At 40.9% G+C, this 20,213-nt stretch carries 23 protein-coding genes and 1 riboswitch; of the genes, 7 read left to right on the top strand and 16 right to left on the bottom strand.

The annotated features are described in order from the left end of the window. Nucleotides 1-696: 696 nt before the first annotated feature. From FN960_RS07515 to FN960_RS07505, 3 genes are read right to left on the bottom strand one after another with little or no spacing between them, the layout of a single operon-like run. Nucleotides 697-1,230 (bottom strand): spore maturation protein, encoded by a 534-nt coding sequence (locus FN960_RS07515; RefSeq protein WP_143848092.1) that lies wholly within the window; start codon nt 1,228-1,230, stop codon nt 697-699. A gap of 2 nt (nt 1,231-1,232) precedes the next feature. Further along, a complete protein-coding gene (locus tag FN960_RS07510) occupies nt 1,233-1,823 on the bottom strand; it encodes a nucleoside recognition domain-containing protein (protein WP_143848091.1) in 591 nt (196 codons plus the stop codon). Beyond that, nucleotides 1,816-2,952 carry a D-alanyl-D-alanine carboxypeptidase family protein gene (locus FN960_RS07505; RefSeq protein WP_143848090.1) on the bottom strand — a complete coding sequence of 379 codons (1,137 nt, stop codon included), beginning with the start codon at nt 2,950-2,952 and terminating at the stop codon, nt 1,816-1,818. Before FN960_RS07505 ends, FN960_RS07510 begins: the two co-directional genes overlap by 8 nt. Nucleotides 2,953-3,114: 162 nt before the next feature. Between FN960_RS07505 and FN960_RS07500 the strand changes: the two genes are divergently transcribed. Then, complete coding sequence (locus tag FN960_RS07500; RefSeq protein ID WP_143848089.1) at nt 3,115-3,837, top strand: DUF421 domain-containing protein; 723 nt, start codon at nt 3,115-3,117, stop codon at nt 3,835-3,837. On the opposite strand, the gene spoVAE is transcribed toward FN960_RS07500, so the two are convergent. From spoVAE to FN960_RS07480, 4 genes are read right to left on the bottom strand one after another with little or no spacing between them, the layout of a single operon-like run. Next, the gene (gene spoVAE / locus FN960_RS07495) at nt 3,834-4,184 is read right to left on the bottom strand and encodes a stage V sporulation protein AE (RefSeq protein ID WP_143848088.1); all 351 of its coding nucleotides are present in this window, start codon (nt 4,182-4,184) and stop codon (nt 3,834-3,836) included. The two genes, FN960_RS07500 and spoVAE, sit on opposite strands and share 4 nt — an antisense overlap. Then, nucleotides 4,181-5,197, bottom strand: coding sequence for a stage V sporulation protein AD (spoVAD, locus tag FN960_RS07490; RefSeq protein WP_143848087.1), 1,017 nt, complete (start codon nt 5,195-5,197; stop codon nt 4,181-4,183). Before spoVAD ends, spoVAE begins: the two co-directional genes overlap by 4 nt. Next, nucleotides 5,198-5,662: a stage V sporulation protein AC gene (spoVAC, locus tag FN960_RS07485; RefSeq protein ID WP_143848086.1), complete on the bottom strand. Its 465-nt coding sequence runs from the start codon at nt 5,660-5,662 to the stop codon at nt 5,198-5,200. A 10-nt stretch (nt 5,663-5,672) separates the two neighbouring features. Then, entirely contained in the window at nt 5,673-6,101 is a 429-nt protein-coding gene (locus FN960_RS07480) for a hypothetical protein (RefSeq protein ID WP_143848085.1), read from the bottom strand. Nucleotides 6,102-6,261: 160 nt separating this feature from the next. Between FN960_RS07480 and FN960_RS07475 the strand changes: the two genes are divergently transcribed. From FN960_RS07475 to cls, 4 genes are all read left to right on the top strand, one after another. After that, nucleotides 6,262-6,963, top strand: a complete 702-nt coding sequence (locus FN960_RS07475; RefSeq protein WP_143848084.1) for a DUF421 domain-containing protein — start codon at nt 6,262-6,264, stop codon at nt 6,961-6,963. Between the two features lie 113 nt (nt 6,964-7,076). Further along, nucleotides 7,077-7,376, top strand: coding sequence for a phasin family protein (locus FN960_RS07470; RefSeq protein ID WP_143848083.1), 300 nt, complete (start codon nt 7,077-7,079; stop codon nt 7,374-7,376). Nucleotides 7,377-7,479: 103 nt separating this feature from the next. Next, nucleotides 7,480-9,141, top strand: a complete 1,662-nt coding sequence (locus FN960_RS07465) for an ABC1 kinase family protein (RefSeq protein ID WP_143848082.1) — start codon at nt 7,480-7,482, stop codon at nt 9,139-9,141. Nucleotides 9,142-9,174: 33 nt separating this feature from the next. Further along, nucleotides 9,175-10,638, top strand: coding sequence for a cardiolipin synthase (gene cls, locus FN960_RS07460; protein WP_143848081.1), 1,464 nt, complete (start codon nt 9,175-9,177; stop codon nt 10,636-10,638). A gap of 45 nt (nt 10,639-10,683) precedes the next feature. Here cls and FN960_RS07455 read toward each other — a convergent pair whose 3' ends face one another. Then, nucleotides 10,684-11,250, bottom strand: coding sequence for a helix-turn-helix domain-containing protein (locus FN960_RS07455; RefSeq protein ID WP_143848080.1), 567 nt, complete (start codon nt 11,248-11,250; stop codon nt 10,684-10,686). Nucleotides 11,251-11,339: 89 nt separating this feature from the next. On the opposite strand from FN960_RS07455, the gene FN960_RS07450 reads away from it, so the two are divergent. Then, entirely contained in the window at nt 11,340-12,290 is a 951-nt protein-coding gene (locus tag FN960_RS07450) for a DMT family transporter (RefSeq protein ID WP_143848079.1), read from the top strand. Nucleotides 12,291-12,471: 181 nt separating this feature from the next. Here FN960_RS07450 and FN960_RS07445 read toward each other — a convergent pair whose 3' ends face one another. The 3 genes from FN960_RS07445 to FN960_RS07435 all read right to left on the bottom strand — a co-directional run bounded on the left by FN960_RS07445 (nt 12,472) and on the right by FN960_RS07435 (nt 14,887). Then, on the bottom strand, nt 12,472-13,350 hold the full coding sequence (locus tag FN960_RS07445) for a superoxide dismutase (RefSeq protein ID WP_143848078.1): 879 nt from the start codon (nt 13,348-13,350) through the stop codon (nt 12,472-12,474). Between the two features lie 188 nt (nt 13,351-13,538). Continuing rightward, entirely contained in the window at nt 13,539-14,129 is a 591-nt protein-coding gene (gene scpB, locus FN960_RS07440) for an SMC-Scp complex subunit ScpB (protein ID WP_143848077.1), read from the bottom strand. Beyond that, complete coding sequence (locus FN960_RS07435) at nt 14,126-14,887, bottom strand: segregation/condensation protein A (RefSeq protein ID WP_143848076.1); 762 nt, start codon at nt 14,885-14,887, stop codon at nt 14,126-14,128. The genes scpB and FN960_RS07435 overlap by 4 nt, the downstream gene beginning before the upstream one ends. Before the next feature lie 156 nt (nt 14,888-15,043). Between FN960_RS07435 and FN960_RS07430 the strand changes: the two genes are divergently transcribed. Beyond that, nucleotides 15,044-15,577: a DUF309 domain-containing protein gene (locus tag FN960_RS07430; RefSeq protein WP_143848075.1), complete on the top strand. Its 534-nt coding sequence runs from the start codon at nt 15,044-15,046 to the stop codon at nt 15,575-15,577. A gap of 86 nt (nt 15,578-15,663) precedes the next feature. Here the strand turns inward: FN960_RS07430 and ribH are convergent, their stop codons facing one another. The 5 genes from ribH to FN960_RS07405 all read right to left on the bottom strand — a co-directional run. Further along, entirely contained in the window at nt 15,664-16,137 is a 474-nt protein-coding gene (gene ribH, locus FN960_RS07425) for a 6,7-dimethyl-8-ribityllumazine synthase (RefSeq protein ID WP_143848396.1), read from the bottom strand. A 21-nt stretch (nt 16,138-16,158) separates the two neighbouring features. After that, on the bottom strand, nt 16,159-17,352 hold the full coding sequence (locus tag FN960_RS07420) for a bifunctional 3,4-dihydroxy-2-butanone-4-phosphate synthase/GTP cyclohydrolase II (RefSeq protein ID WP_143848395.1): 1,194 nt from the start codon (nt 17,350-17,352) through the stop codon (nt 16,159-16,161). Nucleotides 17,353-17,386: 34 nt separating this feature from the next. After that, nucleotides 17,387-18,031, bottom strand: a complete 645-nt coding sequence (gene ribE / locus FN960_RS07415; protein ID WP_143848074.1) for a riboflavin synthase — start codon at nt 18,029-18,031, stop codon at nt 17,387-17,389. Between the two features lies 1 nt (nt 18,032). Then, on the bottom strand, nt 18,033-19,115 hold the full coding sequence (gene ribD, locus FN960_RS07410; RefSeq protein ID WP_260681956.1) for a bifunctional diaminohydroxyphosphoribosylaminopyrimidine deaminase/5-amino-6-(5-phosphoribosylamino)uracil reductase RibD: 1,083 nt from the start codon (nt 19,113-19,115) through the stop codon (nt 18,033-18,035). A 174-nt stretch (nt 19,116-19,289) separates the two neighbouring features. Next, nucleotides 19,290-19,435, bottom strand: a riboswitch (FMN riboswitch). Nucleotides 19,436-20,033: 598 nt separating this feature from the next. After that, on the bottom strand, nt 20,034-20,213 hold a 180-nt coding region (locus FN960_RS07405; protein WP_143848073.1), incomplete at its 5' end, for an IS3 family transposase.

Genomic DNA, 20,213 nt, shown 5'->3' with positions numbered 1-20,213 from the left:
AGTCAGGATGAGTCATCTCTGATATTTGATGCCTACTACTCATCAAGCGGACGAGAATGGTTGTCCGACACCTGCTTGGATAAAAAGGAGGCCACTGAAAAAAATCATGTAAGAATGAGTTGAATGGCGCCGCTACAGGAGAACCCTACGCTTTCCGCGGGAACGGCCTCAGCCCTCGAAGCCGAAAACCACCACTTCGATGTCTTCAGACTCGTTCTGTTCCGCAGGAGTCTTCGGGTTCTCCTTTCGCTAACGTTCTGACTTAACAAACGGAAGAACGTTCGCAATCTTATAAAGATCGTTTTCAGTGACCTCGATGAAAAGGTTCAATGAGATAAATCGATGGAGTCGAGTTAGCTCATTATCTTCCCGCGGTAAGCGTGCCCCCATTTTCGGGAGCGGCAATCGAAGAACTGTAACTCAGATAACCTCCAATTCCTTTATGTACTTAAGCGTATAAAGTGTAACCTAGAGTACCATCTATCCTTGTTTAGACAATAAAAAAAGCCGAACAATGAATGGAGAGACTCCAACATTCTTCAGCTTTTAGATTAGTAATAATTCTTTTGTCCCAGCCTCTTCCTATTATTTATATTTTTTCTGACCAACCACGGTCCTACGTTTGGTTGATTATCATCATACGCTCATTTCGGGAGCGAATGATACGATCTCTTTTTCGTTATACCATCGTGGTACTTACGCGTGAAATAGAACAGTAATGATAACGATTGAGGCAATGATGCCGACCGCGTCTGCGAGCAAGCCTACTTTTAAAGCATCTCCCATTTTCTTTACTCCCACTGCCCCAAAATAGACTGTGAGAATATAAAAGGTTGTGTCTGTGCTTCCTTGCATGGTAGCAGCAAGCCTGCCAATAAATGAATCAGGACCATGCGTTGCAGTTAAATCGCTCATCAAAGCAAGCGCCCCAGTACCTGAAATCGGTCGTAATAAAGCAAGCGGCACAACCTCAGCAGGTACTCCAATGGCATAGAAAAATGGCGATAGGGCGTTCATGACAAAATCCAATGCACCTGAAGCACGAAACACAGAAATCGCCACCATCATTCCAACTAAATAAGGAATAATAGAAACGGCCATACCAAAGCCCTCTTTAGCTCCTTCAACAAACGTTTCATAGGTTGGTACCTTCTTCATCGTACCGTATAAAAGAATGCCACCTATTAGCAACGGAATAAACCATATCGACAATTCTGATAGCCAACCCATGCCTATATTGCCTTCTTACGTCTTCTGGCATAAAAATATCGGTCAATTAATATAGCTCCGGTGAATGCGCAGGCAGAGGCCATTATGGTTGGTCCAACTATATCTGTAGGTGACGCGGATCCATAGCTCATCCGAATAGAAATAACAGTGGTGGGGATGAATGTGATACACGCTGTATTTAATGCAAGCAAAGTAACCATTGAACGACTCGCTGAATCTCGGTTTTGATTTAATTGCTTAAGCTGCTCCATGGCTTTAATGCCCATTGGTGTCGCAGCATTTCCGAGGCCAAACATGTTTGCTGTTACATTACTAAGGATGTAACCCATCGCTGGATGATTCTCCGGCACCTCTGGGAATATTCGAGTTGCGAGTGGTTTTAGTAGTTTGGCAAATGAAGCGAGTAACCCCGAGTTCTCAGCAATCTTCATTAACCCTAGCCAAAAGGCAAGTACACTTATTAAGCCTAAACATATGGCGACTCCTTCTTTTGCACCAGAAAAAATAGCTGCATTCACTTGATCCATCGTTCCATTCCACGCGGCGAAAAGGATTCCAATCACGAACATAGAAACCCAGATCTTATTAATCAATGAGGCTCACCCCCACAACAATTGAAATAACACCAAACAACCGCTGCCAAAAAGAACGCTTTTCTTCATTTGTAGGAGCCTCATAATATAATGGAATGCTAGCAAGTGTTTGTTTATCAAGTTTCATTGTTAACTTTCCTATAGGTTGATTCTCCTGCTCTTCTTTAACTGGAGGCGTCTGCAGGGTCAGTTCCTGTTTCAGCTTATGCCATTCGTTTTTTTGTAGCGGGTAAAAGTAAGATTGTTTTGAGTACAGGCGCCCTTTATAATAATCATCTTTAACTTGCGGGAGAATACCTTCTTTAATAACCTCTTTTAACTGGACATGTTCAAAAGCCCAATTAAATAAGTTCATATGATCATCCCAGTCATTGGATGCATCCAGTGTGACTGTGATTAAATCTAGGTCATCTTTTGTAGCTGTTGAAACTAGTGTGCGGTGAGCAAGCTTTGTATAGCCCGTTTTGCCACCTGTTGAATACTTATATAGCTGTGTAAGTAGTTTATTTTTGTTATGAAACACACGAACCTTTCCTTCTGTTGTACGATAGTCACTAGTTCCCGAGATGGTCTTAAAGGTATCATTCATCATGGCATATTGGGTTAACAACGCCATATCATAAGCACTAGAACGATGATGTTCATGATCGTCAAGTCCATGCGGGTTTTCAAATAACGTTTGATCCATGCCAATTTCAACTGCCTTTTCGTTCATCATAAAGACAAAGCCCTCAAGACTTCCTCCTACATGCTCGGCTATGGCTACGGCTGCGTCATTCCCACTGCGCATCATGAGACCATATACTAAATCTTCAAGCTTTACCTTCTCTCCTTCTTCCAAATATAGAGAGGAACCCTCTGTACCATATGCACGATCAGAAACAGTCACCGTTTCATTTAATTTACCTGATTCAATGGCTAGAATGGCTGTCATGATTTTGGTGATGCTTGCTATACGCATTGGTTCGTGTTCATTTTTCCCATAAAGAATCCTGCCTGTTGATTGCTCCATTAACACTGCTGCTTTCCCTGAGACCTCTAAATCTACTTGAGCCATTGCAGGTGGCAGGGGCAGAGCTCCCGTAATCATCAAACCACACACCAGCATAATAAGTAGTCTCTTTATCATCTGTAACCTCGCCTCGTTCCTGTATGCGGGGTTGCACCCTCACGTATTACCACCATATGTATGCCGGACAACCTTATTTATTCCGCCAAAAGCTGTTTTAACCAAGTTTAAACAAGGCAAAATCTGATTACACTAGCTACTAATCGGAAGGAGCTCAGCAGCATGTTTGAAGAATTAAAAGACTTAGTCCTTATACTCGGAAGAATTATAACGATATTCCCCCTTTTACTTGCCATGACTATGTATATGGGTAAGCGGTCTATCGGTGAGCTTCCTATTTTTGATTTTTTAATTATTATTTCATTAGCCTCTGTCGTTGGGGCAGATATTGCTGATCCTAATGTCAAGCATTTGCCAACGGCTTTTGCAATTATCTGCATCTGTTTATTTCAAGTCCTTGTATCAAAGCTTGCCATAAGTAAACGGAGATTTGGAAAGTGGATTACATTTGAACCTACCGTTATTATTCGTGACGGAAAAATACTTGTGAAGAATTTATCAAGTATTAGATATTCTTTAGATAATATTTTACAGCTACTAAGAGAAAAGGATGTATTTGATATTAACGACGTGGAATTGGGGATTATTGAAGCAAGTGGTGAGCTGAGCGTATTTAAGAAAGCAAGTAAACAATCTGTTTTAATAGAGGATCTACACATTCAAAAAAAACCAGGCGGTATGTCCTATCCAGTGATTATAGAAGGGGAAATTCAAAAGGAAGTGTTAAAAAGTATTAACCTACATGAAAATACCCTTCTGAATAAGCTATCCGAGAAGGGTATTACATCGTATGCATCCATTTTTCTTTGTACCATTGACTCTAATTTAAACATTCATCTATCCTATGATAGGACTGATTATCGTTACGAATCCATTCAGCATTAACCCTTTGGTTTAAAGGCAAGTGACGCTAAGAATCCAAAAATGATCGCAGCGGAAATACCTGCACTTGTTACTTCAAAGATTCCTGTTAATACGCCAATAATCCCATTCTGTTCAACTTCAGCCATGGCTCCTTCAACTAGCGAATTTCCAAAGCTTGTAATAGGCACCGTCATTCCTGCACCGGCGAAATCAATTAATCGATCGTATACACCAATTCCATTAAGCACAGCTCCACTAACCACTAAAGCAGACATGGTGTGGGCTGGGGTTAGACCTGCCACATCCATTAACAACTGCCCAATTACACAGATGAGACCTCCCACCAAAAAAGCCCAAACAAATATCATAGACTCACCTCCGCCGCTTCAATCGATACAGCATGAGCAATACATGGAATCGATTCTTTCTGCTGAAAGGATAAGGGGGATAACAAAGCACCCGTAGCTATGACGAGAATTTTGTTTAAGTCTCGAGCTTTCAAACGGTTTAAGAGATGTCCATACGTAACAACGGCAGAGCAGCCTGGCCCACTAGCTCCGGCAAGAACTGGCTGACCTTCACGATAAATCATTAATCCGCAGTCTTTAAATTGATTTTCCTTTAACTGAATTCCCTTCTGCTGACAGAGATCTTTCGCAATAGCTAAACCGATCTCACCAAGATCCCCACTCACAATTAAATCATAATCCGCTGGACTAGTTTGAGTATCATTAAAGTGAGCTTCTAATGTATCAACAGCTGCTGGCGCCATCGCTCCACCCATATTAAATGGATCAGACAATCCCATGTCTACAATCTTCCCTATAGTAGCAGACGTCACTCGAGGTCCTTTTCCCTCAGTAGAGACCACAGCAGCACCAGCAGCTGTCACGGTCCATTGGGAGGTTGGTGGCTTTTGACCACCGTACTCAGTTGGGTAGCGAAATTGTTTTTCTGTTGCAGCGTTATGACTAGAAGCAACGGTTACCACATGATTAGCCCCTTTTGAATCCACTAAATAGGCGGCCATGGCCAAGCCCTCCATTGACGTAGAGCAAGCACCAAATAAACCAATATACGGTATTTTGAGGCTTCTTCCAGCAAAGGTAGATGGCGTTAGTTGATTAACTAAATCTCCAGATAACATAAATTGAATTTGTTCTTTGTTAAGACCTGACTTTTGTATCGCCTGTTCACATGCTTGTTCAATTAATACAGTCTGTGCCTTTTCATACGAGCTTTCGCCCATCCATAAGTTGTCGTGCAGAAGATCAAATTCTTCAGCGAGCCTTCCTTTTGCTTCGAATGGACCCCCAATCGTGCCTGTTGCTCTAATAATAGGTTTGCTCTCAAACACCCAGCTTTGTTTCCCTGTTAGCATTTACAAGCCCCCTTGAATCAGGGTTTTAATTATTGCAACAAAAAACGCAGCTACTGTTCCAAAAACAATAACTGAGCCTGCCAATTTAAACATATTTCCGCCTACTCCCAGTACATAGCCTTCCGTACGATGCTCAATTGCAGCAGAGGCGATAGAATTGGCGAATCCTGTCACGGGCACAGCTGTTCCGGCACCAGCAAATTGAGCAAAGCGATCATACACACCGAGTCCTGTTAGCAAAGTAGCTATAAAGATAAGAACAGCTACCGTAGGATTTCCAGCTGATTTTTCAGTGAAATCAAAAAACGTATAAAAAAAGATATTTAATGCTTGTCCGATGATACAAATAAAACCACCCACAAAAAAAGCGCGGATACAATTCTTTAATACAGGACGTTTTTTTTCATATTGCTTTGCTAATTTTTGATAATTCTTCTGCTCGGCTGTAGCATTTTTAGCTGCCATGATCCTTCATCTACCCTTTCATATCTTCTTCAAGTTTCATTAATTTGTTTTTAAGTTCTTCCTCGCTAATATCGTGGTCATAAAGCTTTCGTTCCAGCTTATCAAGCTCCATGTAGATTTTTTTGTCCGTTGACACATGCACCTTTGCATTTGGATATTCCTTTTTGACTTTCTGAAAGGCTTCTTGACGAACATGTTCTAGCTTTAATCTGTCAAATTGTTTAACGTCTGGAGCAAGAAATAAAAGATGAGTATACTGTACACCCTTTACATCTTTAATCTCCTCCATCGATAAGAGAATTTGCTTTGCCTCGTCAACCTCAGCTTGTCGTTGAACCGGTTCACCTACCTCTGTTGAAAGAGCCTTCGTGTTGTCTGCTTCACCACATCCAGTTATGAAAACCACTATTAATAACACCGCTAAATATCGATGTTTCATGCCATCACCCCTTTTACTCTTTTTTAGCAGAGCCTGATTTTATTAGGATGACATTTTCTGTTGTTTTTATTACAACCTTCCTGCATTAATTCTACGGATAGGGATAAAACCTTTTGTTTACACTAACGTTCAATAAGAACACTAGAGGAGAGGGTAAAGAATGAATTCCGTCTATGGTTCACTTGCAATTGAACTGATTGTTGGTTTCTTTGCACTATTACTGTTAACCAAAATTTTAGGTAAAAATCAATTATCACAGCTATCTCCATTTGACTTTGTGTCTGCGCTGGTGGTTGGTGAGCTAGTAGGGAACGCCATTTATGATGATGAGGTTACCTTAACTCGAGTATTAGTGGCGATTGCCATTTGGGGGGCTCTCATTTATTTAATCGAGCTACTCACACAAAAAATTCGTAGATCTCGTTCTATATTAGAGGGCAGCCCATCAATCGTTATCCATAAGGGTAAAGTGCAATATGATGAGCTAAAAAAGAATAAATTAGACATTAATCAATTACAGCATCTATTACGTGACAAAGGCTCCTTTGCGATCCAAGAAGTTGAGCATGGAATCTTAGAAACTGATGGTACGGTTACCGTTATGAAAAAACACGCATATGATACACCAAAAAATGAGGAATTGAATATTCTTCCTACAGCAAGGCCCCTGCCCATGTTATTAATACTTGATGGGGAGATATCTACAAAAAATCTAGAAAAAGCAAACCTTACGGAGTCATGGCTTTATGATGAAATGGCAAGACAAGGGGAAACGGACATCAAAAATATTATCTACGCAGAATGGGTGGAAGGAGAAGGCTTATATGTAGAATCCTTCCGTCCTCTCGAGAATCAGTCGTAAGATTCGGTCAGTCTTTAAGCAAATGTTTTTCATTTGGTTTAGATTGCGGTAGAATAAGGAAAAGAGATACACACTCGTCAAAAATATAAGATATAACGAGGAGGAATCACTGTATGGTACGGAGTTTATTAAATAATGTGTATTCACTTGGTTTAGGCGCTGCTGTAACCAGTAAAGAACAAATTGAAAAGGCCGTTGATGACTTGGTCAAAAAAGGCGAAGTGAAGCGTTCTGAATCCTCTAATCTAGTTGATGAGCTTGTAGAAAAGGGAAACCAAACTCAAAAGCAGATAGATAGCATCGTTCAGGAACGGGTGAAACAGGTGCTTGATTCTATGAACATTGCCACAAAGGATGAGATTGCTGCACTTGAACAAAGAGTTCGTATGTTGGAGCAAAAGGAATCTGAGTAAATAAAAATGATGTTTAACAAATAGTAAAGAGGCGGCTCTTATCATTAGGAACCGCCGATTTGTGTTACGTCTGAATAATCGGGCAGTTGGAGGAGAACGTGTTATGATTAAAAAACGGATCCGCTATATTCAGCGATATCAAGATATTCTCACCGCTTTATTTCATTATGGTTTCGGTCATCTAGTACGAGATCTTGGACTATTAGACTTTGTCCGCACTCCTAAAAGAAAAAAGGATCCTAATTATTACAGGTCAACAGCTGAGCGATTACGGCTTTTGCTTGAAGAGTTAGGTCCTACCTTCATTAAAATGGGGCAAGTGGCCAGCACACGATCTGATATTTTTCCTGATTATCTAATTAAGGAACTATCCAAGCTCCAGGACCACGTCCCGCCCTTCCCCTTCAAAGATGTAAAAGCAATTATTGAAGAGGATTTAGGTAATTCTCTGGATTCTATTTTTCAGCACTTTGATGAAGAGCCGATTGCTGCAGCTTCCATTGGTCAAGTACATAAAGCGATTCTGCCTTCAGGAGAAAAGGTAGTTGTAAAGGTTAGAAGACCGAATATTGAACAGCAAGTGCTCACGGATTTAGCTATTATGGAGGATTTAATTGGATTAGCTGAGGAACGCTTAGTTTGGGCCAAACGCTTTAATTTGCTTGAAGTATTCCATGAATTTGCTGAAGCGTTAAAGTTGGAAATGAATTATAAAGAGGAAGCACAAAACACAGAACGAATTTATAAACAGACTGAAGATGAAGAGGATGTGGAAATCCCTACTATTTACCCTTCTTTTTCAACCAAACGAATGATGACCATAGCTTATGTAGAAGGCATCAAAATTACCTCCATTCGTGAGGAAGACGGGTACGATCTTAGTAAAGTAGCTGAAACCTTTGCAAAAAGCCTTTTTCAACAAATATTTGTTCATGGTTTTTTCCATGGCGATCCGCATCCCGGAAACATTTTTGTGAAAAAAGATCATACGATCGCTCTTATAGATTTTGGAATGGTTGGTCGCTTAACTCCAGAAATGCGACAAAACATGGCACTACTGGTAATTGGTCTAAAAAGCCGTCACACCGATAAAGTATTAAAAGCACTTAAAAATACAAATATTGTACAGGATCATGTAAATCAGCAATTACTTCGAGATGATTTAGATGCCTTAAGATTAAGGTATTATGATATGCCTATAAGTGATATTAGTTTAGGAGAAGCTGTGCAGGATCTATTCGCCGTTGCTAATAAACATCATTGTAAGGTTCCTTCTGATTTAACCATTTTAGGCAAATCGTTATTATCCGTTGAGCGGATAGTATCAACGCTTGATCCTAATTTAAGAATTATGGATTTGATCGAACCATTTGGTCGCACACTTATTAAGGAACGCTACGACCCACGAAGACTCAGCTCTCTTCTAAAAGATGAAATTGTTGATTCAGTAGAATTATTAAGAGATCTTCCACGTGAGCTTAGATCCCTTTCCAAAACTGTTCAACACGGAAAAGTGAAAGTCGAGATCTCAGTACCTGAAGTAGATCGACTGATCAACAAAATTGACAAAGTTAGCAATAAGGTTTCATTTGCCATCGTGTTAATGTCCTTCAGTATTATCATGGTCGGCATTATTGTAGGGGCTTCCCTTACAAGCGAGCCGACGATCTTACTTCAGCTTCCGGCTATTGAAGTTGGTTTTGTTATAGCTACTCTAATGTTTATTTGGATTATCTACTCGATCATCAGGTCAGGCCGGTTCTAGTCACGCAAATACTAACGATGGCAGGTACACACTATGTTGACAATTGAATTTGATATCTTAACAGCTCTCGCAATCATTTTATTTATTGTAAATTTGCTTTTAGCGATTGTTCTCATTTTTATCGAACGAAAGGATGCCACGGCAACCTGGGCATGGTTATTAGTTCTGTATTTCATCCCTTTCTTTGGATTTATTATTTATTTATTGATTGGGCAAACCCTGACAAGAAGAAAAATGTTTGAATGGGAAGGTATCCAAAAGATAGGAATAGAAAGCCTGATTGAGGAACAAAAAGAACAGATTAGTGATCCTGAATTTACATTCAATGAACCCATGGTGGATGAAAGCAGAGATCTAATTTATATGCTTTTAATCAACAACGATGCGGTACTAACCAAACAAAATCAGATTGAACTATTAACAGACGGAAAAGAAAAATTTGATCAGCTTTTGTCTGATATTCAACAAGCAAAATCTTTCATTCATATGCAATATTATATTTACCGGTATGATGACATTGGTAAAGAAATCATCCGTGCCTTGACGGAGAAGGCTAAAGAAGGCGTGAAAGTTCGATTTTTGTATGATGATCTTGGTTCTCGTCGCTTGAAGAATAAGCATCTGGCTGAGCTTGAGAAAGCCGGTGGAGAAATCGGAGTGTTTTTTCCTTCTAAATTCTCGCCTATTAATTTGCGATTAAATTATCGAAACCACCGCAAGCTTGTGAATATTGATGGACATCTAGGCTATGTTGGTGGATTTAATGTTGGTGATGAATATCTAGGGAAAAGCAAGAAATTCGGTTATTGGAGAGATACTCATTTGCGCATCATTGGGCCCGCCGTACATTCGATTCAAACAAGATTTATTCTTGATTGGAATCAAGCAGCCAAAAATTATCACATCGCATATGAAGATCGATACTTTCCGGAGATTCAAACAACCGGAACAACCGCTATGCAAATTGTATCGAGTGGTCCTGATTCAGAATGGGAGCAAATTAAATACGGCTATTTAAAGATGATCATGATGGCTGAGGAGTCTATCTACATTCAGACACCCTACTTTATTCCAGACCCAACCCTACTAGATGCTCTAAAGGTTGCCTGCCTAAGTGGCATTGATGTCCAGATCATTATTCCTAATAAACCAGATCATATGTTTATCTATTGGGCGACTACCTCGCACGTGGGAGAACTATTAAAGGTTGGAGCGAAGGTGTATACGTATGAAAATGGATTTATTCACTCTAAGGTCTTAATGGTTGATCGCAAAGTAAGCTCTGTGGGTACAGCCAATATTGATATGCGTAGCTTTAAGTTGAATTTTGAAGTAAATGCGTTTATTTACGAAAAAGAAACAGCGGAGAAGCTTCTCGTTAAATTTCAGGAGGATCTTAAAGTTTCTAAACTATTCACTTGGGAGATTTACGAACAGAGATCCAAAATGATTCGCTTTAAGGAATCTATTTCACGTTTACTCTCCCCTATCTTATAAGGATTCATCAAGGCGCCCTCTTTTTACTTGAGAAGGCGCCTTTCATTATGTATACGTCATAACAAAGTGCAGAACCGCTTCGTCATCGGTCTCATTTGTATAGGCATGGGCAACATCAGCTTCAAACTTCATAGAATCATACGTCTGAAGAAGCGTTTGCTGATTATCGACTGAAATGGTTACCTCCCCCTTCATGACAGTAACAATCTCGACGACTCCTTTTTGATGCTTACCCGGAGAATAGGTACTCCTTGCTTTTAAAAAAGCCCTGTGCACCTCTAGCGGTCCATACACCCGATCGGCAAACATTGGCTCTAAAACACATACTTCACCCGGGCTATATACTCTACTTCCCGAATGACTTTTAGAAACAACGACATTCTGAGATTCTTGCAATAGTGTGGAGATTGGAATATTTAATGCATTCGCTATTTTCCAGATTACCGTTAATGAAGGATTTGCCTCTCCTCTTTCAATGTTACCTAGAGTCAGCTTACTTACATCTGCTTGCTCAGATAGCTCTTGAAGGCTTAGCTCCTTTTCAGAACGTACCTTTCTTAACATACGGCCAAATTGAGCAGCTAATTGTTTTTCACTTAAAAATGAACTCATTTTTGTGAAGCACTCCTTTTCTATTTTATAATATGGTATATTATACATTACTTAAAGTATATTATAATAACCAGAAATGAGGGCTAGTCATGAGAGAAATAGGAATTGGAATTCTTGCATCGGCGTTTTTTGCTGTAACCTTTGTCTTAAATCGCTCAATGGAATTGGCCGGTGGCAGCTGGATGTGGTCTGCTTCTTTACGATATTTCTGGATGATCCCTTTCCTTTTACTTCTTGTCCTTTTAAGACGTAATCTTAAAGGACTTTGGTTAGAAATGAGGAAATATCCACTACAATGGTTACTCTGGAGCTTTGTAGGTTTTGTCCTTTTTTATGGACCGATAACCTTTGCAGCATCCTTTGGACCAGGATGGTTAGTAGCTGGCACATGGCAGCTTACTATTGTATGCGGTGCCCTACTTACTCCTTTGTTCAAACCAAACGTTAAAGCCCGCTTTGGTCTTCCATTCTCTACATTGGCTGTTTCTTTTTTCATTTTAGCAGGAGTTGTGATGATTCAGCTACCTAATGCAAGTTCACTTTCAACATCTGAGATGCTTTTAGGTGTTTCTCCAGTGGTTATTGCTGCTTTCGCTTTTCCACTAGGCAACCGAAAAATGATGGAGCTCTGCGAAGGGCGTATCGACACACTTCAACGTGTGTTAGGTATGACATTAGCTAGCTTACCTTTTTGGATCGTTTTAAGTGGCGTCGCTCTCTGGCAAGTCGGTGTACCCGCTCCCTCACAAATTGTTCAATCAGGCATCGTTGGGATCTGCTCAGGAGTCATTGCTACCACCCTACTTTTTTATGCGACAAATCAGGTTCGAACGCATCAAGCACAGCTTGCCTCTGTTGAAGCCACACAATCCATGCAGGTGGTGTTTGTGATACTTGGAGAAATGCTCCTACTCTCCATTGCTCCCCCAACTGGGATTGCAATAATAGGTGTTCTCATCATTATGGTAGGCATGCTACTTCACAGCTACCTCTCTTATAAGCATAACAGAATCAAGCATTTAAAAGAAAAAGCCTCTTAAGAGAGGCGCAGACACTACTGAGTTATTTAGCCAGATCGCAGCTAATCCAGCACAGTGTATTGAAGGGGAGCCTACCTCGCCGTTATAGAAGCCCTAAACGAGTATATAGTAAATCTATCTAATCGTTTGGGGCATTATGAGATTGTTTACCTATGTCCCGATCTCCTTACGTAATCTATCTTTAGTATGGTTGCCATCTTAATTTTTTGGCTTCGGCGTAACGTTTTGAAACCTCTGGCCAATTAACAACGTTCCACCAATTTTCGATATATACTTTCCTCTCGTTTTTGTAAGGCAAGTAATAGGCATGCTCCCATACATCTAGCACAAGCAGTGGTACCTGATCTTGCTGTGAAAGGTTTTGATGCTTCTCCGCTTGCAATATTTCTAAACGATGCGCACGAGGGGACCAAACTAATATCGCCCATCCGCCCCCTTCCACCTTCTCGGCCGCAGCTGAAAAATGCGCTTTAAATTGTTCAAAGCTGCCAAAATCCTGTTGAATTTCTACAGCCAATTCACCCATTGGCTGCCCTCCACCTTCAGGGCTCATTACGTTCCAAAATAGGGTATGCAAGTAATGTCCTGCCCCATTAAAAGCTAACTCACGTTCCCAATTTTTCACTAAATCAAAATTATTATTGTTTCTTGCCTGCTGGAGAGCAAGCTCTGCTTTATTCAAATCATTCACATAATTTTGATGTAAAATATCATGATGAATTCGCATTGTTTCCCGGTCAATATATGGCTCTAATGCGTCAAGACTGTATGGGAGAGGGGGGAGCGTGTGGCCACCAATTGGTACGGGCGCAAGATCTACTTCCCCGTTCTGACTACTAAACGATTGTAATAATTGCCACTGTCGGTATGCCTCTTCCGCAGCATAAGCAAGTCCCGTTTCATCTCGCTGACGATAGTGAAGACCATCTTGTAATTGAAACAAAGCCCGTTCAAAATCATCCGTGTTCACTTGATTTCTTTTTAATTGAACGCGTTCTTGTTGCCACATCTGTTCTAAATTCCGTGCCCACGTGATAATTGATTGCGCATATGCACTCATCCTTTACTCCCCCGATTCATCAGAATGCTTTATACTATGTGCATTTGCCTAGTACGTGCATAAAAAAGAGAGGATGTTATGTAAACTCTACGAAAAAGAGCCTAACGATTAAGCACATAATCGTTAGGCCCTGGCTATTCCTTCAGTTTGAAACATTCGGCACGCTTAAACTTACTCAACATGCCTCTCTAATCTGAATTCCATGGGGTCTCGTTCATTTTTTCAAAGAAAAGATCTGCTTCATCTTCTAACTCACCGTGGTCACCATGATCAGGCAACGGTGGGAGTTCATCTAGACTTTTTAACCCAAAATGATCTAAGAAATAGGATGTAGTGCCATAAAGAATGGCTCTTCCAGTTCCAGCCACTCGTCCAACATCTGTCACTAACAGTTTTGAAATAAGTGATTGTAATGATTTCTCCGATTTAACACCTCTTACCTCATCAATATCTAAGCGTGTTATCGGCTGCTTATATGCAATAATAGCTAATGTTTCAAGGGCTGCTCGAGATAGCCCAGAATGGATCGGGGAAGCAGCCAGTTTCTTAAAATAATCTGTATGCTCAGGCAATGTTGCGAGCTTTAAGATGCCGGCCGTCTCAATCACCTGTAAACCTCGTTTTTGTGTTTGAAAGTTTTGCTTTAAGAAATGCACAGCCTCTTTAATATCATGCTCTTCTAGCTCTAATACCTCGGCAAGCTGTTTGTGGGATAAGCCCTCGTCTCCTGTTACAAAAAGCAGTCCTTCAATGGCTGCATGTAGCTCTTCTAGTTTCATGCTTGTACTCCTCCATCTGACTGATAAATCATAATATCAGAGAAATGGCTGCTTTGCTCACAGCGAATGACATTTGTTTTCATCAATTCTAATACAGCCAAGAATGTGACCACGAGCTGGCTCTTCTCTCCTGACTCAAAAAATGCTTCAAATGGTTGAGGTCCGTCCGTTATGAGTAACCGTTCCATGACCTCATTCATCTTCTCTTCAATCGAATACTCCTGGCTTTTAATTGTTCGTGTCTTTTTACTTGTAAAGGCTTTGCGATTCATTAATTTTTGATAAGCAGACAACATATCAAATAAGGAAACACCTTGTATCGCTAAGTTCCTTTTTTCCTCGTCACTTATATAAGGATCAAGATCCTCAGGTGGTTTAGTATGTATTAAACTTCGATCCTGTTCTTTTTTCTGTAATTCTAAGGAGGCTTCTTTGTATTTGCGATACTCAATAAGCTGGTACATTAACTCATCGCGAGGATCTTCCTCTTCCATACTCCATTCATCATCAAAAAGCTCAGGCGTTTCTTTTGGTAGCAGCATCTTGCTTTTGATGGCTAACAATGTCGCAGCCATCACCAAATATTCACTGGCAAGATCTAGCTCAAGGATTTGCATCGTGTGTACGTAATGCAAATATTGTTCTGTAATTCGAGCAACTGGAATATCGTATATATCAACTTCTTCTTGGTTAATTAGATGCAAGAGTAGATCAAGGGGTCCTTCAAATGATTCTACTTTTACGCTATATGGATTCAAATTATCACGGCCTTTTGCTTACTTACAATTGGAGTATACCATACTTAGGAATCTCTTAACATGCACTGAAAGCGTTACTCAACCATGTATTTCATTTATCGGTACAATTCGTTTATGTTATAGTGAATCTACTAAACGTGGCAAGGAGTTTTTCTTATGACTTATCCAGCAGCTTATATTGATTATTTAATCTACTTCCATGCTGAACGAGATTATTTTGAATGTCATGAGATCTTAGAGGAGCATTGGAAAACAACGTCAAGAGGCTCCGCTAACTCTCATTGGGTGGCTTTAATCCAAATCGCCGTCGCTTTATATCACGAGCGGAGGGGAAATATAAAAGGGGCTGAGCGTATGCTAACAAATGCAAGGCGTTTGATTTCAGCTCATCCAGCTCCCATTCAAAAGCTAGGGCTTCACTCAGAGGAACTAATACTTTTACTAGATGAAAGATATAAAAGACTAAGTAGTGAATCTGAATTTGTTGACCTGAACCTTCCGATCAAGGATTCAGCGTTACTTGAGCTCTGTCTAAACAAAAGTCAACAACTCCGTGTAACTTGGTGCAGTCCAAGTGTACTAAGTAACACCCAGCTTATCCATAAGCATACCTTACGCGATCGCCAACCCGTGATCGATGAGCGCGCCAATCAATTAAAGCGTAGACAAAATAACAAAGAAAAAAAGTAGGATGATGTAGGCGGTACACCATACAAAAAATCCGAACATTGACCAAAATTAAACGTCAGTGTTCGGATGAAGTGACAAAAGAATACTTATTTAGACTCAAATTGTTTACTTAAATTAGCCATCTCAATGGCCGCGATCGCCGTTTCAGCGCCTTTATTTCCAGCTTTTGTACCAGCTCGCTCAATCGCTTGCTCAATTGTATTTGTTGTTAATACGCCAAAGATGACGGGGATTCCCGTAGTTATCGACAGGGAACCAACGCCCTTCGCAGCTTCGTTACACACATAATCAAAATGCGGAGTCGAGCCTCTAATCACGGTGCCTAATGTAAGAATGGCATCATATTGTCCCGTATCTGCCATTTTCTTAGCAGCAAACGGAATTTCAAATGCTCCTGGTACCCAGGCAACATCTACATCTGCTTGCGCTACTCCATGTCTTCTAAATACATCCTCTGCTCCACCAAGTAGTTTACTTGTAATAAACTCATTAAAACGAGCCACAACAATTCCTATCTTTAATCCTTCTCCATTCATGTTTCCTTCAAATACATTTCCCATCATTTTCTCCTCCAATAAACCCTAAAATTTTAAAATGTGACCTAACTTATCTGATTTTGTTTTTAAATACTGTTCATTTTCCTTATGATGAGCTAGTTGAATAGGAACTCGTTCCACAACCTCTAGGTCATACCCTGATAAACCGGTAATTTTTCGTGGATTGTTTGTCAGTAGCTTCATTTGACGTACACCTAGCTCACGCAAAATTTGAGCACCTATTCCATATTCTCTTAGGTCAGCTGGAAAACCTAGCTTTTCATTGGCTTCAACCGTGTCAAGTCCCTCATCCTGAAGCTTATACGCACGCAGCTTGTTCAGTAATCCAATACCGCGACCTTCTTGACGAAGATATAATAATATTCCGCGACCTTCTGCCTCAATTTGTTTTAATGCGGCATGGAGCTGAGGGCCACAATCACAACGATGAGAGCCAAAGACATCACCCGTTAAACACTCTGAATGAACGCGGACCAACACCGGCTCATCAGTGGTCACATCGCCTTTAACCATCGCTACACTTTCCTTGCCCTCCAGCACATCCGAGAAACCAACGATTGTAAATTCCCCAAAATCAGATGGTAAAACTGTTTCAATCTCTCGCTTAATAAGCGTGTCCTTTCTGTGTCGATAGCGAACGAGATCCTTTATAGTAATCATTTTTAGCTGATGCGCATCCGCTAGCTTTCGTAGTTCAGGAACACGAGCCATTGTCCCATCCTCATTCATAATTTCACAAATAACACCCGCTGGCTGCGCTCCAGATAACATTGCTAAATCAACAGCAGCCTCAGTATGACCCACTCGGCGAAGAACTCCTCCATCTTTCGCTATTAACGGGAAAATATGACCAGGTCGCTTAAAATCAGCAGCCTTTGTCTTAGGATCGACCAAAGCTTTTATGGTTTCAGAACGCTCATGCGCAGAGATACCAGTTGTAGAATTCGCATGATCAATCGAAACGGTAAAGGCCGTTTCATGTGGATCTGTATTGTTTTGAACCATCGGACTTAGTTCAAGTCGAGTTGCAATCTCCATATTGATCGGTGCACAGATTAAACCGCGCCCATGAACAGCCATAAAGTTAATAACCTCAGGCGTTGCTTGGTCAGCAAGGGCGACAAAATCCCCCTCATTTTCACGGTCTTCATCATCACAAACGATGACAACTTTTCCCTGCTTTAAATCTGTAATGGCATCTTCAATTAAATCAAACAGTGTTTCTTCCATATTCTCATGTCCTCTCCGGTTACTACGTATCATATCCTTGCTTTGTAAGAAACTCTGATGTGATGCCTTCTTTTTTAGGAGGAGATTGGATAAATTGCTCAATGTATTTACCCACTAAATCACATTCGATATTCACGATGTCCCCTACCTTCTTATCCCCGATAATCGTGTGATCCACTGTATGAGGAATTATTGAGATTGTAAAGGATGATTCGCTTACCCCAAAAATCGTTAAGCTTGTGCCATCTACTGCAACAGAGCCTTTATTAATCATGTATCTTCTTAAATCGCTTGCTACTTCAATTGTGTAGTAAATCGCGTTATGGTCTTGGCTCTTATGAGATATGGTTCCTACCCCGTCCACATGTCCAGAGACAAAATGCCCACCAAAACGTCCTTGTGCATGCATAGCCCGCTCTAGATTAACCTTTGAATTGGTGCTAAGATTCTGTAAACTAGTCGCTCTAACGGTTTCTGGCATCATATCAACTTCAAAAGAGTTCTCGGTATAGGAAGTAACCGTGAGGCAAACACCGTTCACCGCAATACTATCCCCTTCCTGTACATCAGTTAATACTTTTGAAGCTCTTATGGTCATCACAACCGCCTCACCGGACGACGTGATCTGTTGGATGGTGCCAACCTCCTCAATAATTCCAGTAAACATATTATTCGCTCCTTACTTTAGAGAGTATTCGAAGATCTTCTCCTACTTTGTTCACAGATACAATGCTAAGGTTTAAAGCTTGATCAAGGCGAGCAATTCCTTCGCCCCCTATTACAGGAGTTGCGTGTGTTCCTCCTATTAGCTTAGGTGCGATGTACTGAACAAGCTCATGAACCGCGTGCTCCTTCACAAAGCTACCATGTACCCTTGCCCCACCTTCTACAAGGAGCGTCACGATCTCAAGCTTTCCTAACTCTTGTAACACGTTGCTAATTGTTAGCTGCTCTAAACTAATGATATGAACGCGCGGTTTTGCTAACAAAAGCTCATGTTTTTCTGGAGCTGTGTTAGTTGTAAAAATGATAGTATCAGCCTTTTGATCATTAACAATGGTTGCATTTAAGGGAATACGTAGATGGGAGTCCAGAATGACTCGAGTTGGATGACGTCCTTCCCCATTTTGCAATCGAGCTGTTAGTGATGGGTTATCAGCAAGCACTGTGCCAATCCCTACAAGAATGGCATCATGTTCATGTCTCATTATGTGTCCATCTAATCTTGCTTCTGGACCAGTAATCCACTGACTCTCTCCCTTTACAGTGGCCGTTTTTCCATCTAAGGTTAACGCCGCCTTAAGTGTGACATAAGGCTGGTGAGATTTAATAAAATGAAAAAAAGCTCGATTTAACTCTTTAGCCTCTTGCTCACACATACCCACTTCTACTTCAATTCCAGCCTCACGGAGCATAGCTACACCTTTACCTGCAACCTTTGGGTTTTGATCCACTACCGCGATGACTACTCGTTTCACTCCGGAAGTTATTACTTGCTTAGCACATGGTGGCGTCCGGCCAAAATGACTGCAAGGTTCAAGCGTCACATACATCGTTGCACCGTTTGCTTCATCACCGGCCATTTTTAAAGCATGCACTTCTGCATGAGCCTGCCCAGCCTTTAAATGCGCCCCAGTTCCAACGATACGGCCATCTTTCACAATCACCGCACCCACCATTGGATTGGGTGCGGTTTGCCCTTTTGCCGATTCGGCCAGCGTTAATGCCAGTTTCATATACTCCTGATCCATTACAAACACCGCCATTTCCATAAAGAAAAGCCTTGAAGCTATTGCTTCAAGGCGTCGTTAAATAAGCATACAATCGTAGCACAAATAACATTTCAAACAAGTATCGTTGAAAATGCGCTAATCGAATAGACAGTCCTCTCCCGCATGTTTAGCGGCAGTTTTCTGCCTGTAGCTTTTTTCCTTCTCCCATCCAGACTGTCACTGTCGGCCCTGGAGTTTCACCAGATCCACCGTTTTTCAAAGAAAAACGGGTCACGGACTAAGAGACAATACGTCTCATCACCGCCGGTCGGGATTTTCACCCGGCCCCGAAGCAAAAAAAGTATTAAGTTGGTCTTCATTATTATCATTGAAGTTGTGTGAATCATATCACTTGATTTAAGAAAAATCAAGGAATGAGCATCTTTAATAACACAGGAGGTGATTGTGAGAGAAAAAGTCATCTAGAACAAAGCTCATGTGCACCACTACAGGGGAAACCTACGTTCCCAATCAGACAAATGACCAACATTCCTATCTAAGGAAATGAGGGCTGTTATTGCTTGCTTCACACTCAGACAACCTACATTCCCTCCGAGTACTTATATAGCAGTAGCTTTGTGTAATAGACTCTACGTGAGTTATCTCATACATACTTGAATCCTGCCTTTTACCAGCGGACAAAAATGGCGGGCTGACACCTCGGGGGGATGAAAAGGATGCCACTGAAAAATGCGTTTTACCTTAAACTTTTAATAACGTGAAAAGTGAACCTTGTTCCTATTTTCACAAGGATATCGGGAATGAGAGATAAATACATCGGAAGACGATCTAAACAAGCGTGCGTAAGTCGGTAAGCACAGCCAATCCACCACCATCCAGCCCTCGCGGATGAGAAATGCGCGATAAGGTAGTGACCCCTAAAAGTTAGAGTTTTTGTTATGCAGTTGTTTGGTTGGTTTGAGTTCGGTATTGTACCGGACTTAGTCCACCCAGTTTTAGTTTAATTCGGTCGTTATTATAATACGCTATGTATGCCTCAATTTTCTGTTTCAATTCTTCGTAAGACAACAGAGCCTTCCCATAATACATCTCTTGCTTCATAATACCGAAGAAGTT

The sequence above is a fragment of the Alkalicoccobacillus porphyridii genome, assembly GCF_007293315.1.
GTDB classification, from domain to species: domain Bacteria; phylum Bacillota; class Bacilli; order Bacillales; family Bacillaceae_D; genus Alkalicoccobacillus; species Alkalicoccobacillus porphyridii.
Note: the sequence above shows the minus strand (reverse complement) of the source record. Positions and strands in the feature narration are given on the sequence as shown.